The sequence below is a fragment of the Devosia sp. UYZn731 genome (genome assembly GCF_040546795.1).
Classification (GTDB): domain Bacteria; phylum Pseudomonadota; class Alphaproteobacteria; order Rhizobiales; family Devosiaceae; genus Devosia.
The window spans coordinates 295,525-310,922 of record NZ_JBEPOL010000001.1 but is presented as its reverse complement, the minus strand read 5'-3'; the positions used below and the strand labels follow the sequence as shown (position 1 = coordinate 310,922).

The 15,398-nt window shown below is 62.5% G+C and carries 11 protein-coding genes and 1 pseudogene; 10 read left to right on the top strand and 2 right to left on the bottom strand.

Features of this window, described 5'->3' with window-relative positions; genetic code table 11:
* Positions 1-9 precede the first annotated feature (9 nt).
* From ABIB57_RS01435 to ABIB57_RS01390, 10 genes and pseudogenes are all read left to right on the top strand, one after another.
* Positions 10-939, top strand: a complete 930-nt coding sequence (locus tag ABIB57_RS01435; RefSeq protein ID WP_354038067.1) for an ABC transporter permease — start codon at positions 10-12, stop codon at positions 937-939.
* Positions 940-950: 11 nt separating this feature from the next.
* Positions 951-1,831 (top strand): annotated as a pseudogene (locus ABIB57_RS01430) (carbohydrate ABC transporter permease).
* 55 nt (positions 1,832-1,886) lie between these two features.
* On the top strand, positions 1,887-3,440 hold the full coding sequence (locus ABIB57_RS01425; protein ID WP_354038737.1) for an extracellular solute-binding protein: 1,554 nt from the start codon (positions 1,887-1,889) through the stop codon (positions 3,438-3,440).
* A gap of 73 nt (positions 3,441-3,513) precedes the next feature.
* Positions 3,514-5,844 carry a heparinase II/III domain-containing protein gene (locus ABIB57_RS01420; RefSeq protein WP_354038066.1) on the top strand — a complete coding sequence of 777 codons (2,331 nt, stop codon included), beginning with the start codon at positions 3,514-3,516 and terminating at the stop codon, positions 5,842-5,844.
* A 15-nt stretch (positions 5,845-5,859) separates the two neighbouring features.
* Positions 5,860-6,609, top strand: coding sequence for an SDR family NAD(P)-dependent oxidoreductase (locus ABIB57_RS01415; RefSeq protein WP_354038065.1), 750 nt, complete (start codon positions 5,860-5,862; stop codon positions 6,607-6,609).
* A gap of 7 nt (positions 6,610-6,616) precedes the next feature.
* A complete protein-coding gene (locus tag ABIB57_RS01410) occupies positions 6,617-7,783 on the top strand; it encodes an SGNH/GDSL hydrolase family protein (RefSeq protein WP_354038064.1) in 1,167 nt (388 codons plus the stop codon).
* Complete coding sequence (locus ABIB57_RS01405) at positions 7,780-8,802, top strand: hydroxyacid dehydrogenase (protein WP_354038063.1); 1,023 nt, start codon at positions 7,780-7,782, stop codon at positions 8,800-8,802. Before ABIB57_RS01410 ends, ABIB57_RS01405 begins: the two co-directional genes overlap by 4 nt.
* Positions 8,799-9,578, top strand: coding sequence for a sugar phosphate isomerase/epimerase family protein (locus ABIB57_RS01400; protein WP_354038062.1), 780 nt, complete (start codon positions 8,799-8,801; stop codon positions 9,576-9,578). The genes ABIB57_RS01405 and ABIB57_RS01400 overlap by 4 nt, the downstream gene beginning before the upstream one ends.
* A 14-nt stretch (positions 9,579-9,592) precedes the next feature.
* Positions 9,593-10,840 (top strand): glucarate dehydratase family protein, encoded by a 1,248-nt coding sequence (locus ABIB57_RS01395; protein WP_354038061.1) that lies wholly within the window; start codon positions 9,593-9,595, stop codon positions 10,838-10,840.
* 16 nt (positions 10,841-10,856) lie between these two features.
* Positions 10,857-11,594: a ribonuclease activity regulator RraA gene (locus ABIB57_RS01390; RefSeq protein ID WP_354038060.1), complete on the top strand. Its 738-nt coding sequence runs from the start codon at positions 10,857-10,859 to the stop codon at positions 11,592-11,594.
* A 99-nt stretch (positions 11,595-11,693) separates the two neighbouring features.
* Here ABIB57_RS01390 and ABIB57_RS01385 read toward each other — a convergent pair whose 3' ends face one another.
* On the bottom strand, positions 11,694-12,797 hold the full coding sequence (locus ABIB57_RS01385; RefSeq protein WP_354038059.1) for an ABC transporter ATP-binding protein: 1,104 nt from the start codon (positions 12,795-12,797) through the stop codon (positions 11,694-11,696).
* The gene (locus ABIB57_RS01380; protein WP_354038058.1) at positions 12,797-15,388 is read right to left on the bottom strand and encodes a GH116 family glycosyl-hydrolase; all 2,592 of its coding nucleotides are present in this window, start codon (positions 15,386-15,388) and stop codon (positions 12,797-12,799) included. Before ABIB57_RS01380 ends, ABIB57_RS01385 begins: the two co-directional genes overlap by 1 nt.
* Positions 15,389-15,398 lie beyond the last annotated feature (10 nt).

Below are 15,398 nucleotides of genomic sequence, written 5' to 3'. Positions count from 1 at the left end.
GGGCAGGCAATGGACAACCGCATTCGCGAATATCTGCGCACGCTCGGGGAAGATCTGAGGCGCGACTGGCAACTCTACCTGCTGCTGGCGCCCATGGTCCTCTGGTTCGCGGTGTTTCTCTACAAGCCCATGGACGGGCTGCAGATCGCCTTCAAGGATTTCTCGATTTTCCGTGGCGTCGCTGCCAGCCCCTGGGTCGGGTTCGCCCATTTCCAGGAACTGTTCAACAACGGGCTGTTCATCCGCGCGTTCTTCAACACCATCATCATCAGCTCAATCGGCCTGATCTTCGCCTTCCCGGTGCCGATCATCCTGGCGCTGATGTTTAACGAGGTGCAGAGCGCGGTGGCGCGGCGCTGGGCCCAGACCGTGGTCTATCTGCCGCATTTCATCTCGGTGGTGATCGTCGCTGGCATCGTCATCAATTTCCTTTCGCCATCGACCGGCGTCATCAACATCCTGCTCAAATGGGTGGGTCTCGAACCCATCTATTTCCTGACCCAGCCCGAATGGTTCCGAACCATCTTCATCGGATCCAGCGTCTGGAAGGAAGCGGGTTTTGAATCCATCGTTTATCTGGCGGCGATCGCCGGGGTCAGCCCGACGCTTTACGAAAGTGCCCGCGTCGACGGCGCCTCGCGCTTTCAGATGATGTGGCGCATCACGCTGCCCTGCATCCTGCCCACCATCATCATCATGCTGATCATCCGCATCGGCAATCTGGTCGAAGTGGGCTTTGAATACATCATCCTGCTGTACCAGCCCTCGACCTACGAGACGGCCGACGTGGTCTCCACCTTCATCTACCGCACCGGCCTGCAGGGCACCCAATACGACCTGGCGACTGCTGCCGGCCTGTTCAACGCCGTCATCGCCTTCGTCCTCGTCTACTCGGCCAACCGGATCAGCCGGAAGCTGTCGTCGACGTCGCTGTGGTGAGGAGAAGATAAATGGCAGCCTTCAATCTCTATACACGTGGCGACAAGATTTTCGGATGGGCCAATGCGGTCCTACTGACGCTGTTCGTGCTCTCGACGCTTTACCCGTTCATCTACATCCTGGCGGTGTCGGTGTCCTCGGGCGCGGCCGTCACCTCTGGCAAGGTCACGTTCTTTCCGGTCGGGCTGACGCTGGCCGCCTATGAGCGGGTGCTGTCGGACAAGATGTTCTGGGTCGCCTATGGCAACACCTTCATCTACACCTTCGGCGGCACGCTGATGAGCTTGGCCATCATGATCCCGGGTGCTTACGCGCTGTCTCGCAAGCGGCTGCGGGGGCGGACATTCTTCAACATCGCCATCGCTTTCACGCTCTGGTTCAACGCCGGCATGATCCCCTTCTTCCTCAATATGCGGGATCTCGGCCTCCTCGATAGCCGCTTCGGCATCATCATCGGCTTTGCCTGCAATGCCTTCAACGTGATCCTGTTGCGCAACTTCTTCGAGGCCGTTCCGAAGTCCTTCGAGGAAGCCGCCAAGATGGATGGCGCCAGCGAAATCCAGCTGCTGTGGAAGGTGTTCATTCCCCTCTCCAAGCCTGCCATCGTCACGGTCGCGCTGTTCTGCATCGTCTCGCGCTGGAACGGTTACTTCTGGGCCATGGTGCTGCTGCGCGGCGAAGATAAGATCCCGCTGCAGGTCTACCTCAAGCGCGTCATCGTCGATCTCAATTCCAACGACGAGTTCGCCTCCAGCCTGCTCAACGCCAGTACTCGTTCGAGACGGTGACGGCCGCGATCATGGTCGCTTCGATCATTCCCGTCCTGATCATCTACCCCTACGCCCAGCGCTATTTCACCAAAGGCATCCTGCTGGGTGGCGTCAAAGAATAACTGCACCACAAGGGAGGAAAATCCTGTGAAAGCATTTCTCAAAGGCGTGTCGAGCATGACCGTCGCGGTCGCCCTGACGGCACCAAATCTGGTCATCCCAAATCTGGCCTGGGCGCAGGAGGCGCCCAAGATTACCGAGGAGCCGCTCGAGCTCACCATCCACTTCCATTTCCGCGACAAATACGTCTACACCGAAGACTGGCCGGTTGAGCAGAAAGCCGCCGAGCTGACCAATATCCACGTTCGCAACGTGGCATCGCTGGCAACGACCAGCAGCCGCGACGCGTTCAACCTGCTGATCGCATCGGGCAATCTGCCCGACATCGTGGGGGGCGACGCGACGGGCGGGCTGAAGGACGATTTCATCCGCTATGGGCTGGAGGGCGCCTTCGTTCCGCTCAATGACCTGATTGAACAGAACGCGCCAAATCTGAAGGCATTCTTCGACAGCCATCCTGCGATCAAGGCATCGATTTCCGGCCCGGACGGCAATATCTACTTCATTCCCTATGTGCCGGACGGGAAGTTTTCCCGCGGCTGGTTCATCCGCCAGGATTGGCTGGACAAGCTGGGCCTGAAGCAGCCTGAAACGCCAGAAGAAGTCCATGCCGTCCTCACGGCCTTCCGCGACCAGGACCCCAACGGCAATGGCGTCAAGGACGAAGTTCCGTATTTTGCCCGTGACGTCGTGGACGCCGTTCGCCTGATCAACCTTTGGGACGCCCGCGTCTCCGGCTCCGAGCGCTATGGCGATTTCGCCACCTATGACGGCAAGGTGCGCCATCCATGGGCCGAAGAGAACTACAAGACCGGCATTTCAAATGTGGCCCAGTGGTACAAGGAAGGGCTGATCGACAAGGAAATCTTCACTCGCGGCTCCCGCTCGCGCGAATTCCTGCTCGGCAACAATCTGGGCGGCATGATGCATGACTGGTTCGCCAGCACCGCCACCTATAATGACGCGCTGCGCCCCACCATCGAAGGCTTCAACTTCGTTCCCATGCTGCCGCCCAAGACGGTGTCGGGCGACCGCTTCGAAGATGCGCGCCGCCAACAGGTGCAGCCCGCCGGCTGGGCCATTTCGGCCACCAACCAACACCCTGTCGAGACCATCAAATATTTCGACTTCTGGTTCTCCGAACAGGGCCGGATCATGTCGAATTTCGGTGTCGAAGGGCTGACCTACGACATGGTCGACGGCAAGCCGCAGTTCAAAAAGGAGCTGCTGACCAATGGCGAGCCGGTCAATGCCCAGCTCTGGGCCGTGGGCGCCCAAGTGCCGCGCGGTTACTGGATGGATTACGACTATGAGCGCCAGTGGACCAACCAGATCGCGCTCGACGGCATCGCCATGTACGAGAAATGCGATTGCCTCAAGGACGAATTCCTGGGGGTCGCGCTCAACGCCGAGGAAAAGGCGATCTACGATCAATACTGGCCGAGCCTGCTCACCTACATGACCGAAATGCAGCAGACATGGGTGCTCGGCGCACAGGACATCAATACCGGCTGGGATGCCTACAAACAGCGCCTGACCGATATGGGCTACGACCAGGTCATCGCGGTCATGCAGACCGCCTATGACCGCCAATACGGCGCCGCGAAATAGCGGCTCCGTCCTCCCGGGTGGCGGCCTCCCCGTCGCCACCCACCCTTTCCCTTGATCAGGAGTTCAGCAGGCGATGCGTTCCTCTGCCCCGGCCAAGCTGCGCAAATCCGTTCTCGATGAACCCCGGCCGGGTTCGTTGACCATCACCTATATGCCCAACGCCGATCAGGCCCCGACGGAGAACCCGCCGCGCTTTTCCTGGCTGCCCGATATCGACGACGGCGCGCGCTATGTGTTGCGTGTCTCCGATGATGCGGATTTTCCCGAAGGCCGCACCAGCGTCCACACGGACCTGGCCTGGAACTTCTTCACCCCCGATGCGGCGCTGCCGCCCGGTCGCCACTTCTGGAGCTATGCCCTTTGGGACGCCAAGGCCGGTGCAGCAGGTTCGGACTGGAGCAGCGTGCGCAGTTTCGATCTGGCCGAGGGTCTGCCGGAAACCCCGGTGCCGTCCATCGCGGCCCGCCGTGCGGTCAGCGATCTGCGCCATCCCCGGCTCTGGATGAACCCGGATGAGCTGGACAGCTTTGCCGCCTTCGTCAAAGCCGATGCCGGCCATGCGGGCTGGGACAAATTCTACGAGAAATCCGTCGCCCCCTGGATCGATCGCCCTATCATCGCCGAGCCAAAACCATATCCCGACAATATCCGCGTCGCGACCTTGTGGCGGCAGATGTATATCGACTGCCAGGAGATCATCTACGCCATCCGCCACCTCGCCATTGCCGGCAAGGTGCTGGGCCGCGCCGATCTGCTGGACAAATCGCGCGACTGGCTACTCGCCGTCGCCCGTTGGGACCCAACCGGGGCGACCTCACGCGCCTATAATGACGAAGCCGGCTTCCGCGTCGTCGTGGCTTTGTCCTGGGGCTATGACTGGCTGCACGATCACCTGACCGAGGCCGAGCGCGAGGAAGTCCGCGCCGTGCTGCTGATCCGGACGCGCGAAGTGGCCAATCACGTCATCGCCCATGCCCGCATCCAGGTGTTCCCCTATGACAGCCACGCCGTGCGCTCGCTTTCGGCCGTGCTGACACCGGCCTGTATCGCGCTCGATGGCGAAAGCGAGGAGGCCACCGCCTGGCTCGACTACACGCTCGATTTCCTCGTCACACTCTATTCGCCGTGGGCCGGCACCGACGGCGGCTGGGCCGAAGGCCCGCATTACTGGATGACCAGCATCGCCTATTTCATCGAGGCGGCCAATCTGCTGCGCAAATATCTCGGCGTCGATCTCTACCGCCGCCCGTTCTTCCAGAATACCGGGGCCTTCCCGCTCTACACCAAGGCGCCCGGCACGCGCCGCGCCTGCTTTGGCGATGACTCGACGCTGGGCGATCTTCCCGGCCTCAAGGTCGGCTACAATGTCCGCCAGTTTGCCGGCGTCACCGGTAATGGCCATTACCAATGGTATTTCGAACGCCTCAAGGCCGACGCCGCCGGCACCGAAATGGCCTTCTATAACTACGGCTGGTGGGATCTCAATTTCGACGACCTGCAATACCAGCACGATTTTGCCCCGGTCGCCGCGCTATCGCCGGCCGATCTGCCGGCCGTCAAATGGTTCAAGGATATCGGCTGGGTTGCTATCCAGAAGCACATGGATGACCCGGCGCGCCACATCCAGTTTCTGTTCAAGTCGAGCGCCTATGGCTCGCTCAGCCATAGCCACGGCGATCAGAACGCCTTCCTGCTCTATGCCTATGGCGAGGACCTGGCGATCCAGTCCGGCCATTATGTGGCGTTCAATTCCAGCATGCATCGCGACTGGCGGCGCCAGACCCGCTCCAAAAACGCCATCCTGATCGACGGCAAGGGGCAATATGCCGACAAGGACAAGGCCCTGGCCCGCCGCGCCGCCGGGCAGGTCACCACGGTCGAAGAAGCTCCCGGCCATGTCCGCATCATCGGGGACGCGACCGAGGCGTATCGTGTCACCAATCCACTTGTGCAGAAAGCCGAGCGCGAAATCCATTTCGTCGATGACAGCTATTTCGTCATCGTCGACCGCGTGGAAGCGGCCGAACCAGTCACGCTGGATTGGCTCTGCCACACCACCAATGCGCCCGACGCTGGCCGCACCAGCTTCCGCTATCACGGCGAGCGGGCCGGCTTTTACGGGCAGTTCGTGTTCTCGTCGGCTGGGTCACCCAGCATCAGCGCGGTACACGGTTTCCCCGAAATCGACCCCGCCGATACGGAGGGATTGGAACAGCACCACCACATCCGCGCCAGCGTTCAGGCGGCCAGGAGCCATGTGCTTGTGACCCTGCTGGTGCCCTATAGCCTCGACGCGCCCAAGCGCATTTTCAGCTTCATCGACGACCAGGGCTTTGCCACCGACATCTACTTCACCGATGTCGATGACCAGCGCTTCAAGCTCACTCTTCCCAAAAAATTCTAGATCAGAGGTTTCATCATGCAGCGCTTTTCCAACAAGACCGTCCTCGTCGCCGGCGCCGGCCGCGATATCGGTCGCGCCTGCGCCCTGCGCTTTGCCGAGGAAGGCGCCAATGTGGTGCTGACCTATAATGGCGCGGAGGAGGGCGCCCGGTCCGCCGTGGCCGAAATCGAAAAGCTGGGTGGCAAGGCCCTCGCGCTCAAGGCCGACCTGACGCAGAAGGCCGCAGTCGATGCCGCAGTGGCCGCCGCCAGTGACCGCTTCGGCGTCATCCATGGGCTGGTGCATGTTGCCGGTGGCCTCGTGGCGCGCAAGACGTTGGCCGAGATGGACGAGACCTTCTGGAACCAGGTGATGGGCGTCAATCTCACCTCGCTGTTTCTCACGACACAAGCGGTATTGCCCAAGATGACCGAAGGCGGCGCCATCGTCGCCTTCGCGTCACAGGCCGGTCGCGACGGCGGCGGCCCCGGCGCCATTGCTTACGCCACCTCCAAAGGCGCGGTGATGACCTTCACCCGTGGTCTCGCCAAGGAGGCCGGACCGCGTATTCGGGTTAACGCAGTCTGCCCCGGCATGATCGCGACAGCCTTCCACGACACCTTCACCAAGCCAGAAGTGCGCGAACGGGTCGCGGGAGCAGCCCTGCTCAAGCGTGAAGGCACCTCCGAAGACGTGGCCGGATTGGTGGCGTTTCTTGCGTCCGACGATGCGGCTTATATCACCGGCGCCTGCTACGACATCAACGGTGGCATGCTCTATTCCTGAGGCAACTATGGCTGTTTCCATCCCGCGCGCCGGGCGAATTGCCATTCTTGGCACCTCGCTCGTGCAGCAAAACCACAATGGTAGCGACAGCCACATCGCCACCTCGGCGCGAGGCTGGATGAGCTGGGCTGAGGTGCTGTCGCATGGCCGCCTGAGCTGTCCGATCCATCACGATCCGGCGGTCGTCCCCGGCTGGGAGCGCAGTAATCAGCCCGGTGTCAGCCGGTTTTTCTCGGGTCTCAATTTCGGTGTCTCCGGCCAGAAGGCCATCCAGATCGAGAGCCGGCTGGAGCGATGTCTCAACGAAGATTTCGACCTGATCGTCGTCGATGCCGGCACCAATGACATGATGGTCGAAACCAAGGAAACCATTGCGGAAATCCGCGCCCGTATCGCCACGACCCTGCTCGCCGCTGGCAAAACGGTGATCCTGCTGCCCATTCTGGCGCGTGGCACGCAAAAATGGGCATCGGGCGGCGCCGAACGCGCCAAGGCACACTGGATCAACCAGATGAGCCTCGATTTCGCCGCCCGCCACGCCAATTGCCATGTCTTCGATTGGAACGCCCCCTGGGTCGACACCGCCGATCCCGACGGCGCGCCCCAGGCCGGTTTCTCCAATGACGGCACCCATTTTTCCGTCACCGGGGGCTTTGCCGTAGGGAAGGCCCTGGCCGCCTATCTTGCCCCGCTCGTCCCTCATGCCGCCCCTCGTCTCGTAGCGCCGGACGACCGCTTCGACGCCATCAACAACCCGCTCGGCAATCTCACCCACGCCCGAGAACAGTCGATCAGGGCAACCGACAGTTCCAACCATGTCCTGGCCGACGACATCGCATATCCCGGCGCCGGTGCCTGGATAACGGCCAGCTGCACCATCGCCGTGCCCGCCCATCATGGCATTGTGGGCCTCTCGCTCGTTCTGACCGATCCAGCGGAGGAGGGGCTGCGATCCATCTCCCTGGCCCCCTTCAAGTCCGACGACGGTCAACTCTGGCCCTATCCGGCCCAAGCGTGGACCGGCCTCTTGCGCGCCCCGTCCATCCGCCTTCGACCGGGAACGGCCCCGCCGACCCTCACCCTCGAAGTGATCCTCGCCACCGACGCCACCCCGCTCCATCTCGATATCGGCGACATCGATATCCGCCCCGTTCCCAGCCCGGTGCGCTCATGACCGCAAAGCCCAAACTGCTGCTCGCCATGCGCGACGAACTGCCCGCTGGCTTCTGCGGAACCGAGGAATGGGCGCGTCTTGAGGCGGTCACGGACATCATTTCGCGCGACGCCTTCACCGATTTCGACAATCCCGCCGGTGCCACCGCCTTGCGCGATGCCGATATCCTGCTCGCCGCCTGGGGCGCACCCCCTTTGACCGAGACGCGGCTCGCCCGCGCGCCCAATCTTAAAATGGTGGCCTACGCCGCCGCCTCGATCCGCACCATCGCCCCGCCACCCTTCTGGCAACGCGACATTCTTATCACCTCGGCAGTCTCTGCCATGGCCGTGCCGGTCGCCGAATTCACCTTCGCCGCCATCATCATGTGCGGCAAGGATGTGTTCCGTATCCGCGATACCCATCGGGAGCAGCGCGGCAGGGGCGGCTTCGGCACTCGCATCAGCATGGACGTGTCGCACCTCGGCAATTATCGCCGCCGCATTGGCATTGTCGGCGCCTCCCGCATCGGCAGGCTCACCGTGGACATGCTGGTGCAGGCCAATTTCGCGGTCGCGGTCTACGATCCCTTCCTCAGCGCCGAGGACGCTGCCGCCATGGGCGCCACCAAGATGGAGCTGCATCCATTGTTGGCCTGGTCCGACACCGTATCGCTGCATGCGCCGGTCCTGCCCGAAACCCACCACATGATCGGCGCGGCCGAATTGGCGCTGATGACTGACAATGCCGTGCTGATCAACACCGCGCGCGGCTGGCTGCTCGATCATGATGCACTGCTGCCCGAAGTGCAGTCCGGGCGGCTGCGGGTGCTGATCGACACGCCAGACCCCGAGCCGTTGCCGCCCGAAAGCCCGTTCTACGATCTGCCCAATGTTGTGCTGACGCCCCACATCGCCGGAGCCCAGGGCAATGAACTGCGCCGGCTGGCCGATTTGGCCATCACCGAAATCGAATGCTTCGTTACTGGCCAGCCGCCGCTGTTCGCGGTGAGCGAAACCGAACTGGACCGCATCGCATGAGCGCGCTGACCCATTGCTTCTCCACCCTCGGTTGCCCCGATCTGTCTGTTCACGAAGCGGCAGAACTGGCGCAAGCCTATGGCATCCAAGCTATCGAATTGCGGGTGATTTCCGGATCGCTCGACATCCCCCAGGCCCTGGCTGCCGAATTCGGTGACCCGGCCGCCTTGGGGCGCTGGCTCGAAAACAGCCCCATCCGCATCGCTGGTTTTGGCACATCTGCACGCCTGTTCGGCGACGGGAACCTTGGCGACCTGGAACAATTCTTGCCTTGGGCGGAAGCCGCCCTCGTGCCCTATCTGCGCATTTTCGACGGTGGCGAAACCCTGTCGGATAGCGACTACGTGCAGGCCGGCGAAAAACTTTCCAGATGGCAGGCCGAGCGCAAGCGACGCGGCCTTACCGTCGACCTCATGATCGAAACCCACGACGCCCTGGCCCAGCCGGCCCAACTCTCCGAGTTCGTGACGCGCCTCCCCACCGCCGCCATCCTCTGGGACGCGCATCACACCTGGGCCAAGGGCGGCGCCGATCCGGTCGCCACTTGGCGGGCCATCGCCCCGCAGGTGGTTCATGTCCACGTCAAGGACAGCGTTCTGCGCGCCGATGGTCGCCACTATGTGCTGCCGGGGCAGGGCGACTTTCCCATGGCTACGCTGCAGCCGTTGCTGGCGTCTGCCGGCCCCATCCCGATCAGCCTCGAATGGGAACGCCACTGGCACAATGAACTGCCGCCGCTAGATCAGGCGCTGCAGGCCGCCCGCTCGTGGTGGTAACCAGGAACAACAACATGCGCATTGCCGAAGTTCGCCTCACGCCCGTGGCCATTCCCGACAAGCCCTTGCTCAACTGCAAGGGCGTGCACCAGCCCTATGCGCTGCGCACCATTATCGAGCTGGTCTGCGACGACGGCACCATTGGCCTCGGCGAGAGCTACGGCAGCATCAAGGCCCTGGCCGGCCTGCGCCGCGCGGCACCCGCGCTGGTGGGGCTCGATCCGTTCCACCTGCATGATCTGCACGCCCGCGTGCTGGCCGCCATTCCCGAAGGCGGCGGCATCAATGCCAAGTCCGCGGTGGCCGATCACAAGGTGACCGACGTCGTGACCTCGGCCTTCGAAGTGCCTTGCATGGATATCCAGGGCAAGCTGCTCAACCGGCCCGTCTCGGACCTGCTCGGCGGTGCGGTGCGCGATCATGTATCCTTCAGCGCATACCTCTTTTTCAAATTCGCCGGCCATCTCGGGCAATCTCCCGACGAGTGGGGTGAGGTGCTCACCCCCGACCAGATGGTCGAGGAAGCCCGCCGCTTCGTTGGCCTGCACGGCTTCAGATCGCTAAAGCTCAAGGGCGGCGTGCTGCACCCCGATCTTGAAATCGAGACCATGCTCAAGCTGCGCGAGGCCTTTCCCGACCATCCCCTGCGCATCGATCCCAATGGCGGCTGGACCGTCGAAACAGCCAAATACATCGCCAAAAAACTCGAAGGCGTGCTCGAATATCTCGAGGACCCCGTCATCGGCATGGACGCCATGGCCGAGGTGGCGGCGGCTACCTCGATCCCGCTCGCCACCAATATGATCGTGCTCGAATTCGACCAGATCGCTGAAGCCTATCGCAAGCGGGCCGTCAAAATCGTGCTGTCGGACCACCACTATTGGGGTGGCATGCGGGCGGCGACCCATCTGGGCAAGCTCTGCCAGGCGCTGGAACTGGGTGTCTCCATGCATTCCAATTCCCATCTCGGCATCACGCTCGCGGCCATGGCCCATGTCGCCGCCGCCACGCCAAATCTGGGCTATGATTGCGACACGCACTATCCCTGGACGGCCATCGACATCCTCGAAGGTCCGCTTTTTGCCTTCAAGGACGGCGCCCTCGCCGTGCCGACAGGGCCGGGCCTCGGCGTATCGCTGGATAAGGACAAGCTGGCAAAGCTGGCGGCTCTCTATGACACCGGCGGCGTCTCCGATCGAGACGACACTGCATACATGAAGCAATTCGACCCAGCCTATGAACGCCGCGTGCCGCGCTGGTAGCGTGAAAGGACCCGACATGACGAACACTACCGATTTCAGCGACGAGACGCGCGACAAGCTGCGCGGGGTGAGCACGGCGACGCTTTGCACGGCTTTGTTCAAGCGCGGCTTGCGCAACCAGTTCATCCAGGATGTGCGGCCAGTAGGGCAGGTGGGCAAGACCATGGTGGGGCCCGCCTTCACCCTGCGCTATATTCCGGCCCGCGAAGATCTCAACCCAATCGAGGTGTTTCGCGATCGCGCTCATCCGCAGCGCAAGGCCGTGGAGGACTGTCCGCCCGGCGCGGTATTGGTCATCGACAGCCGCAAAGACGCGCGGGCGGCCTCGGCCGGCTCGATCCTCGTCACGCGCCTCATGCAACGGGGCGTCGAGGGCGTTGTCACTGATGGGGGATTTCGCGACAGTCCGGAGATCGGAGCCCTGCCGTTTCCCGCCTATCACAATCGCCCCTCGGCCCCGACCAACCTGACCCTGCACCAGGCACTCGACATCAATGTCCCCATCGGCTGCGGCGACGTTGCTGTCTGGCCGGGTGATATACTGGTCGGCGATGGCGAAGGCGTCGTTGTCATTCCCCGTGCCATCGTCGATGAAATCGCCAACGAGGCAGTGTCCATGACGGACTACGAAGACTTTGTCCTCGAACGCGTTCAGGGCGGAGCCTCTATCCTCGGCCTCTACCCCATGACCGAGGCGCGCCATCTCGACGATTTCGAGGTTTGGAAGGGTGCCAAATTTATCGATAGGACCTAGTGGGATCGCCGCCATGCAGCAGTATGTCGATAGCCGTATCGTGCAGCAGGTACGGGCCGCACCGTTTGTTTCTCGTGCAGGGTGCAGAGCCCAACCCTGTCAGGTCAGATAGGCCGCGCGCCAGTTTTCCGAGGCGCCGATTGCGTGACCGGCGGGGTCGAACAGGTGCACGAAATCCTCGTCGAATCCTATGCTCAGAGTGTCCCCAGATTGCGTGCCGCGAATACCGGTCAGGGCGGCGGTGAAGGCCTCGCCTGATGCGAGGGCGGCGTGGATGACGGTCTGCGAGCCGAGCACCTCGGTGCTCTCGACGCGCAGCTTCAGGTCCCCGCGACCGACTATGGCATGCTCCGGACGAATGCCCAGCGTTACGGCATTGCCATCGGCCAGTTCGACCTGGCGTCCGGGGAGTGCGATGCTGGTGCCATCGCCAAGCACGACAGCGAGGAGGTTGCCGTCCCGTCGGATCGTGCCCTTGAGCATGTTCATCGGCGGTGCGCCCAGAAACCTGGCGACGAAGGCATTGCAAGGGCGGGCGTACAGCTCCACCGGCGAGCCCACCTGCTCAACGAGCCCTTCGTTGAGAACGACGATCGTGTCCGCCATGGTCATGGCCTCGACCTGGTCATGGGTGACATAGACCATGGTCGATTTCAGCCGTTTGTGTAGGCTGATCAGCTCGCCGCGCATCTTGACGCGCAATTCGGCGTCGAGGTTCGACAGAGGCTCGTCGAAGAGAAACGCCTTGGGCTCCTTGACGATGGCACGGCCAATGGCGACGCGCTGGCTTTGGCCGCCCGAGAGCTGATTGGGGCGGCGGGCGAGCAGATGCTCGATTTGCAGGATTTCGGCAGCTTTCGCGACGCGGGCAGCGATTTCGGACTTGGCAAGTTTTTGATTTTCAAGGCCAAATTTCAGATTCTGTACAACACTCATATGCGGATAGAGCGCGTAGGATTGGAACACCATGGCCATGCCGCGGGCGGAGGGCAGCAGGTGATCACAGCGTGCTCCGTCGATCTGCACTTCGCCAGCGGTTACCCCCTCCAGTCCGGCCATCATGCGCAGCAAGGTGGACTTGCCACAGCCGGAGGGCCCGACGAAGACGGTAAAGGAGCCATCCTTGATGTCGAGGTCGATTCCGTGAATGACCTCCAGCCCCTGGAAGCTCTTGCGGACGCTTTTGAGTTCGATACCGGCCATCAGAGTGCCTGAAGCTGTTGAGTGGCGCCGACGGCCAGCACCGTGCGGTTGTCGAAAATCTTGGAGGCAAAGCCGGCCACCGATAGTTCGGTCAGTTTGACCGAGCCGCCGAGGACGTCGAAGTTGAGCGTGTCGCCCTTGCGGGTGAGCGTACCAAAGCCAGTGCCGGCCGACCAGAACAGGCGGTAGTCGCCGCCGGTCTGTGGGGCGAAGCTGAGCTTGCCGGAAACGAAGTCGGGGTGGAGGCCGGAGAAGGCGTTGACCAACTGCCAGGCCGACATCGAGCGGGCATAGTACGAGCCGCATTCGATATCGTTCCAGGGATTGCGGCGCGAGCCGTCATGGCGGTCGCGGGCGGCGCGCACGATGTCCATGCCCTCCTCGACCAGGCCATGCATGATCAGGTGCGAAGCCGACATATATTCGATACCGGTCCACACCTCTTCGGCATAGGGGGCGGCGACCATGGGCTGGCGAATGCCCTCGGGATAGGTCGCGATCAGCAGGCCACCTTCGTCCTCGAAGGCGTAGTTGCGACCGGGATTGAAGTGATTGCTCAGGTTGGGTCGGAAGTTGTTGGCGTGGACCGAGGTCAGTGCCGTCTTGACCTTGCTGGCATCGAGGAAGCCACCGATGCCCGCCACTTCGGCGTGCCATTGGCCGAGGATCTGGTCGGAGATGCAGCCTTCGCCCATCTGGTATTTGGCCTCGGAGAACTCGTCGGACCAGTAGGTTTCCATGAAACCATCGGCGAGCACGCCAGCGGTGCGGCCGACATCGAACGGGGTCAGGACGGCCTTGTCCGAGAGATCGATGTTCTGGATGAACCAGCGGCCGTTGAACAGGCGCTCGTTTATGTATTCGGCGCCGGCTTTGCCGAGGCGGGCGGTCGTGTCGGCGAAGTCGGTGTCGCCGACAGCCCCAGCCATTTCGGCGGCACCGAGCAGGGCGGCGACGTACATGGAGGCGAGCCAGGAATTGGGCTCGAACAGTTCCATGTCCAGCGTGTGATGCTGGCGGCCGGACAGGATGCCAGTCTGGTTCGGATCCCAGCGATCAGGGTTCTGGTCGCTCCAGGCATATTCGATGGCGCGCTTGACGTGGGGGAACCAGGTGCGGAGCCAATCGGTGTCGCCGCTGAGTTTCCAGTCGCGGAAGGTCTTGATCACAGCGCCGAAATGGCCATCGGCGCAGGGGCCGATGATATCGAAGCTGGAGCCGAGGGGGAGTTTCTGGCGGAAGGTCAGGCCGCCACTGGGCAGTTGATTGAACTTGAACTCGGTCTCGCGCAGCGTGCGTTCGAGCGCGGGGAACAAGTGTGACAATGCCTGCTGGTAATTCCACACATGGGTGCAACTGCCCTCGCAGGACCCGTCCTGGGTGTGCTGGCCCTCCCAGCCCCAGAGCTCGCCGCCTTCGAGGCGGATGACGGTGGCCGTTCGCAGCAGCGCGAGCGTGGCGCTGGCGGCATCCTTGACCTCGCTGGGAAGGGTGGTGCCGAACAGGCCGTCGCGGAAGGCCACGGTCTGGGTGGCGAGACCCTCCCAGCGGGTCAGCGCGTCGGTGGCGCTGGCGGTGGAGTCGGCCCATTGGGTGGCGTAGAAGTTCTTCCAGCTCGGTGTGGCCTTGTCGGGAATTACGCCATCGGGCTTGGGGCGATAGGCCCAATAGATGTCCCCATGCGCAAAGCTCCAGGAGATTACGAAGCGCACGGTTTTGCGTTTGCCAGCGGCGATGGTAACGCGGGCGCCGAGCGTGCCGTGTTCGGGTTGCATACTCATGTGTTTGGAGGCGCGCGGCTGGTCGTAGTGCCGTTTTGGCAGGCGGCCGGGGCGGGCGAATTCCTTCCAGTAAACGGCGAGGTCATCGAACCACTGGCCGCGGAAATGGTGGTCGGTGTGGTCGACGTCCTCGGCATCGGTGGCGATTGTCAGGTCGCCCTGCTGCGTTTGCGGCAGGTCGGTATCGGACGACGTCAGATGCAGGCTTGAAATGCCGTTTTGCTGCTTGAAGGTGTGCGTCCCGGAATTGGAGAGGTAGTTCCCCAGCGTTCCGGCCAGCGTGTAGGTCAACTCGTCGGCGGTCGAATTGACGATCTCGAATTCGAACATGGCGACGGGCATCGAGCTGTCGCGGTCGTTGTGGGGAATAAAGGGGCTGAGCGTCGTCAGTCGGATATCGCCCGGGAACCGCTCGTCCTTGAAGACGAGGTCGGCGGTCGGGAAGCGGCCGTAGAACTCGACCTCGTTGAAATGCGGTACGCCAACCAGCGTCTGCCGGTTGGCGCCATGGCCAAAACCGTCAAACATTTTTCGCACGGCAGGAGCGCCGGAGGGATTGAGGTCATAGGGCCCGTTGAGGACGCGGGCATCGACCAGCTTGCCATCCTTTTCCGCCTTGATGGCGAAGTGGGAATAGCCGTTATAGCCTTGGATGCCGGGGCGATTGCGGATCGACCAGTCGATCAGCCGCCCACTGCCGGAGATAGAAAAGCCGCCCGAGCCGATGCCGCCGAGTGGGAAGGCCAGATATTTGGTGCGCTCGCCGGTATAGGCGAAGCGCGGTTCGATGGCGGCGAGGTCGTCCCACATGAAATTCCGA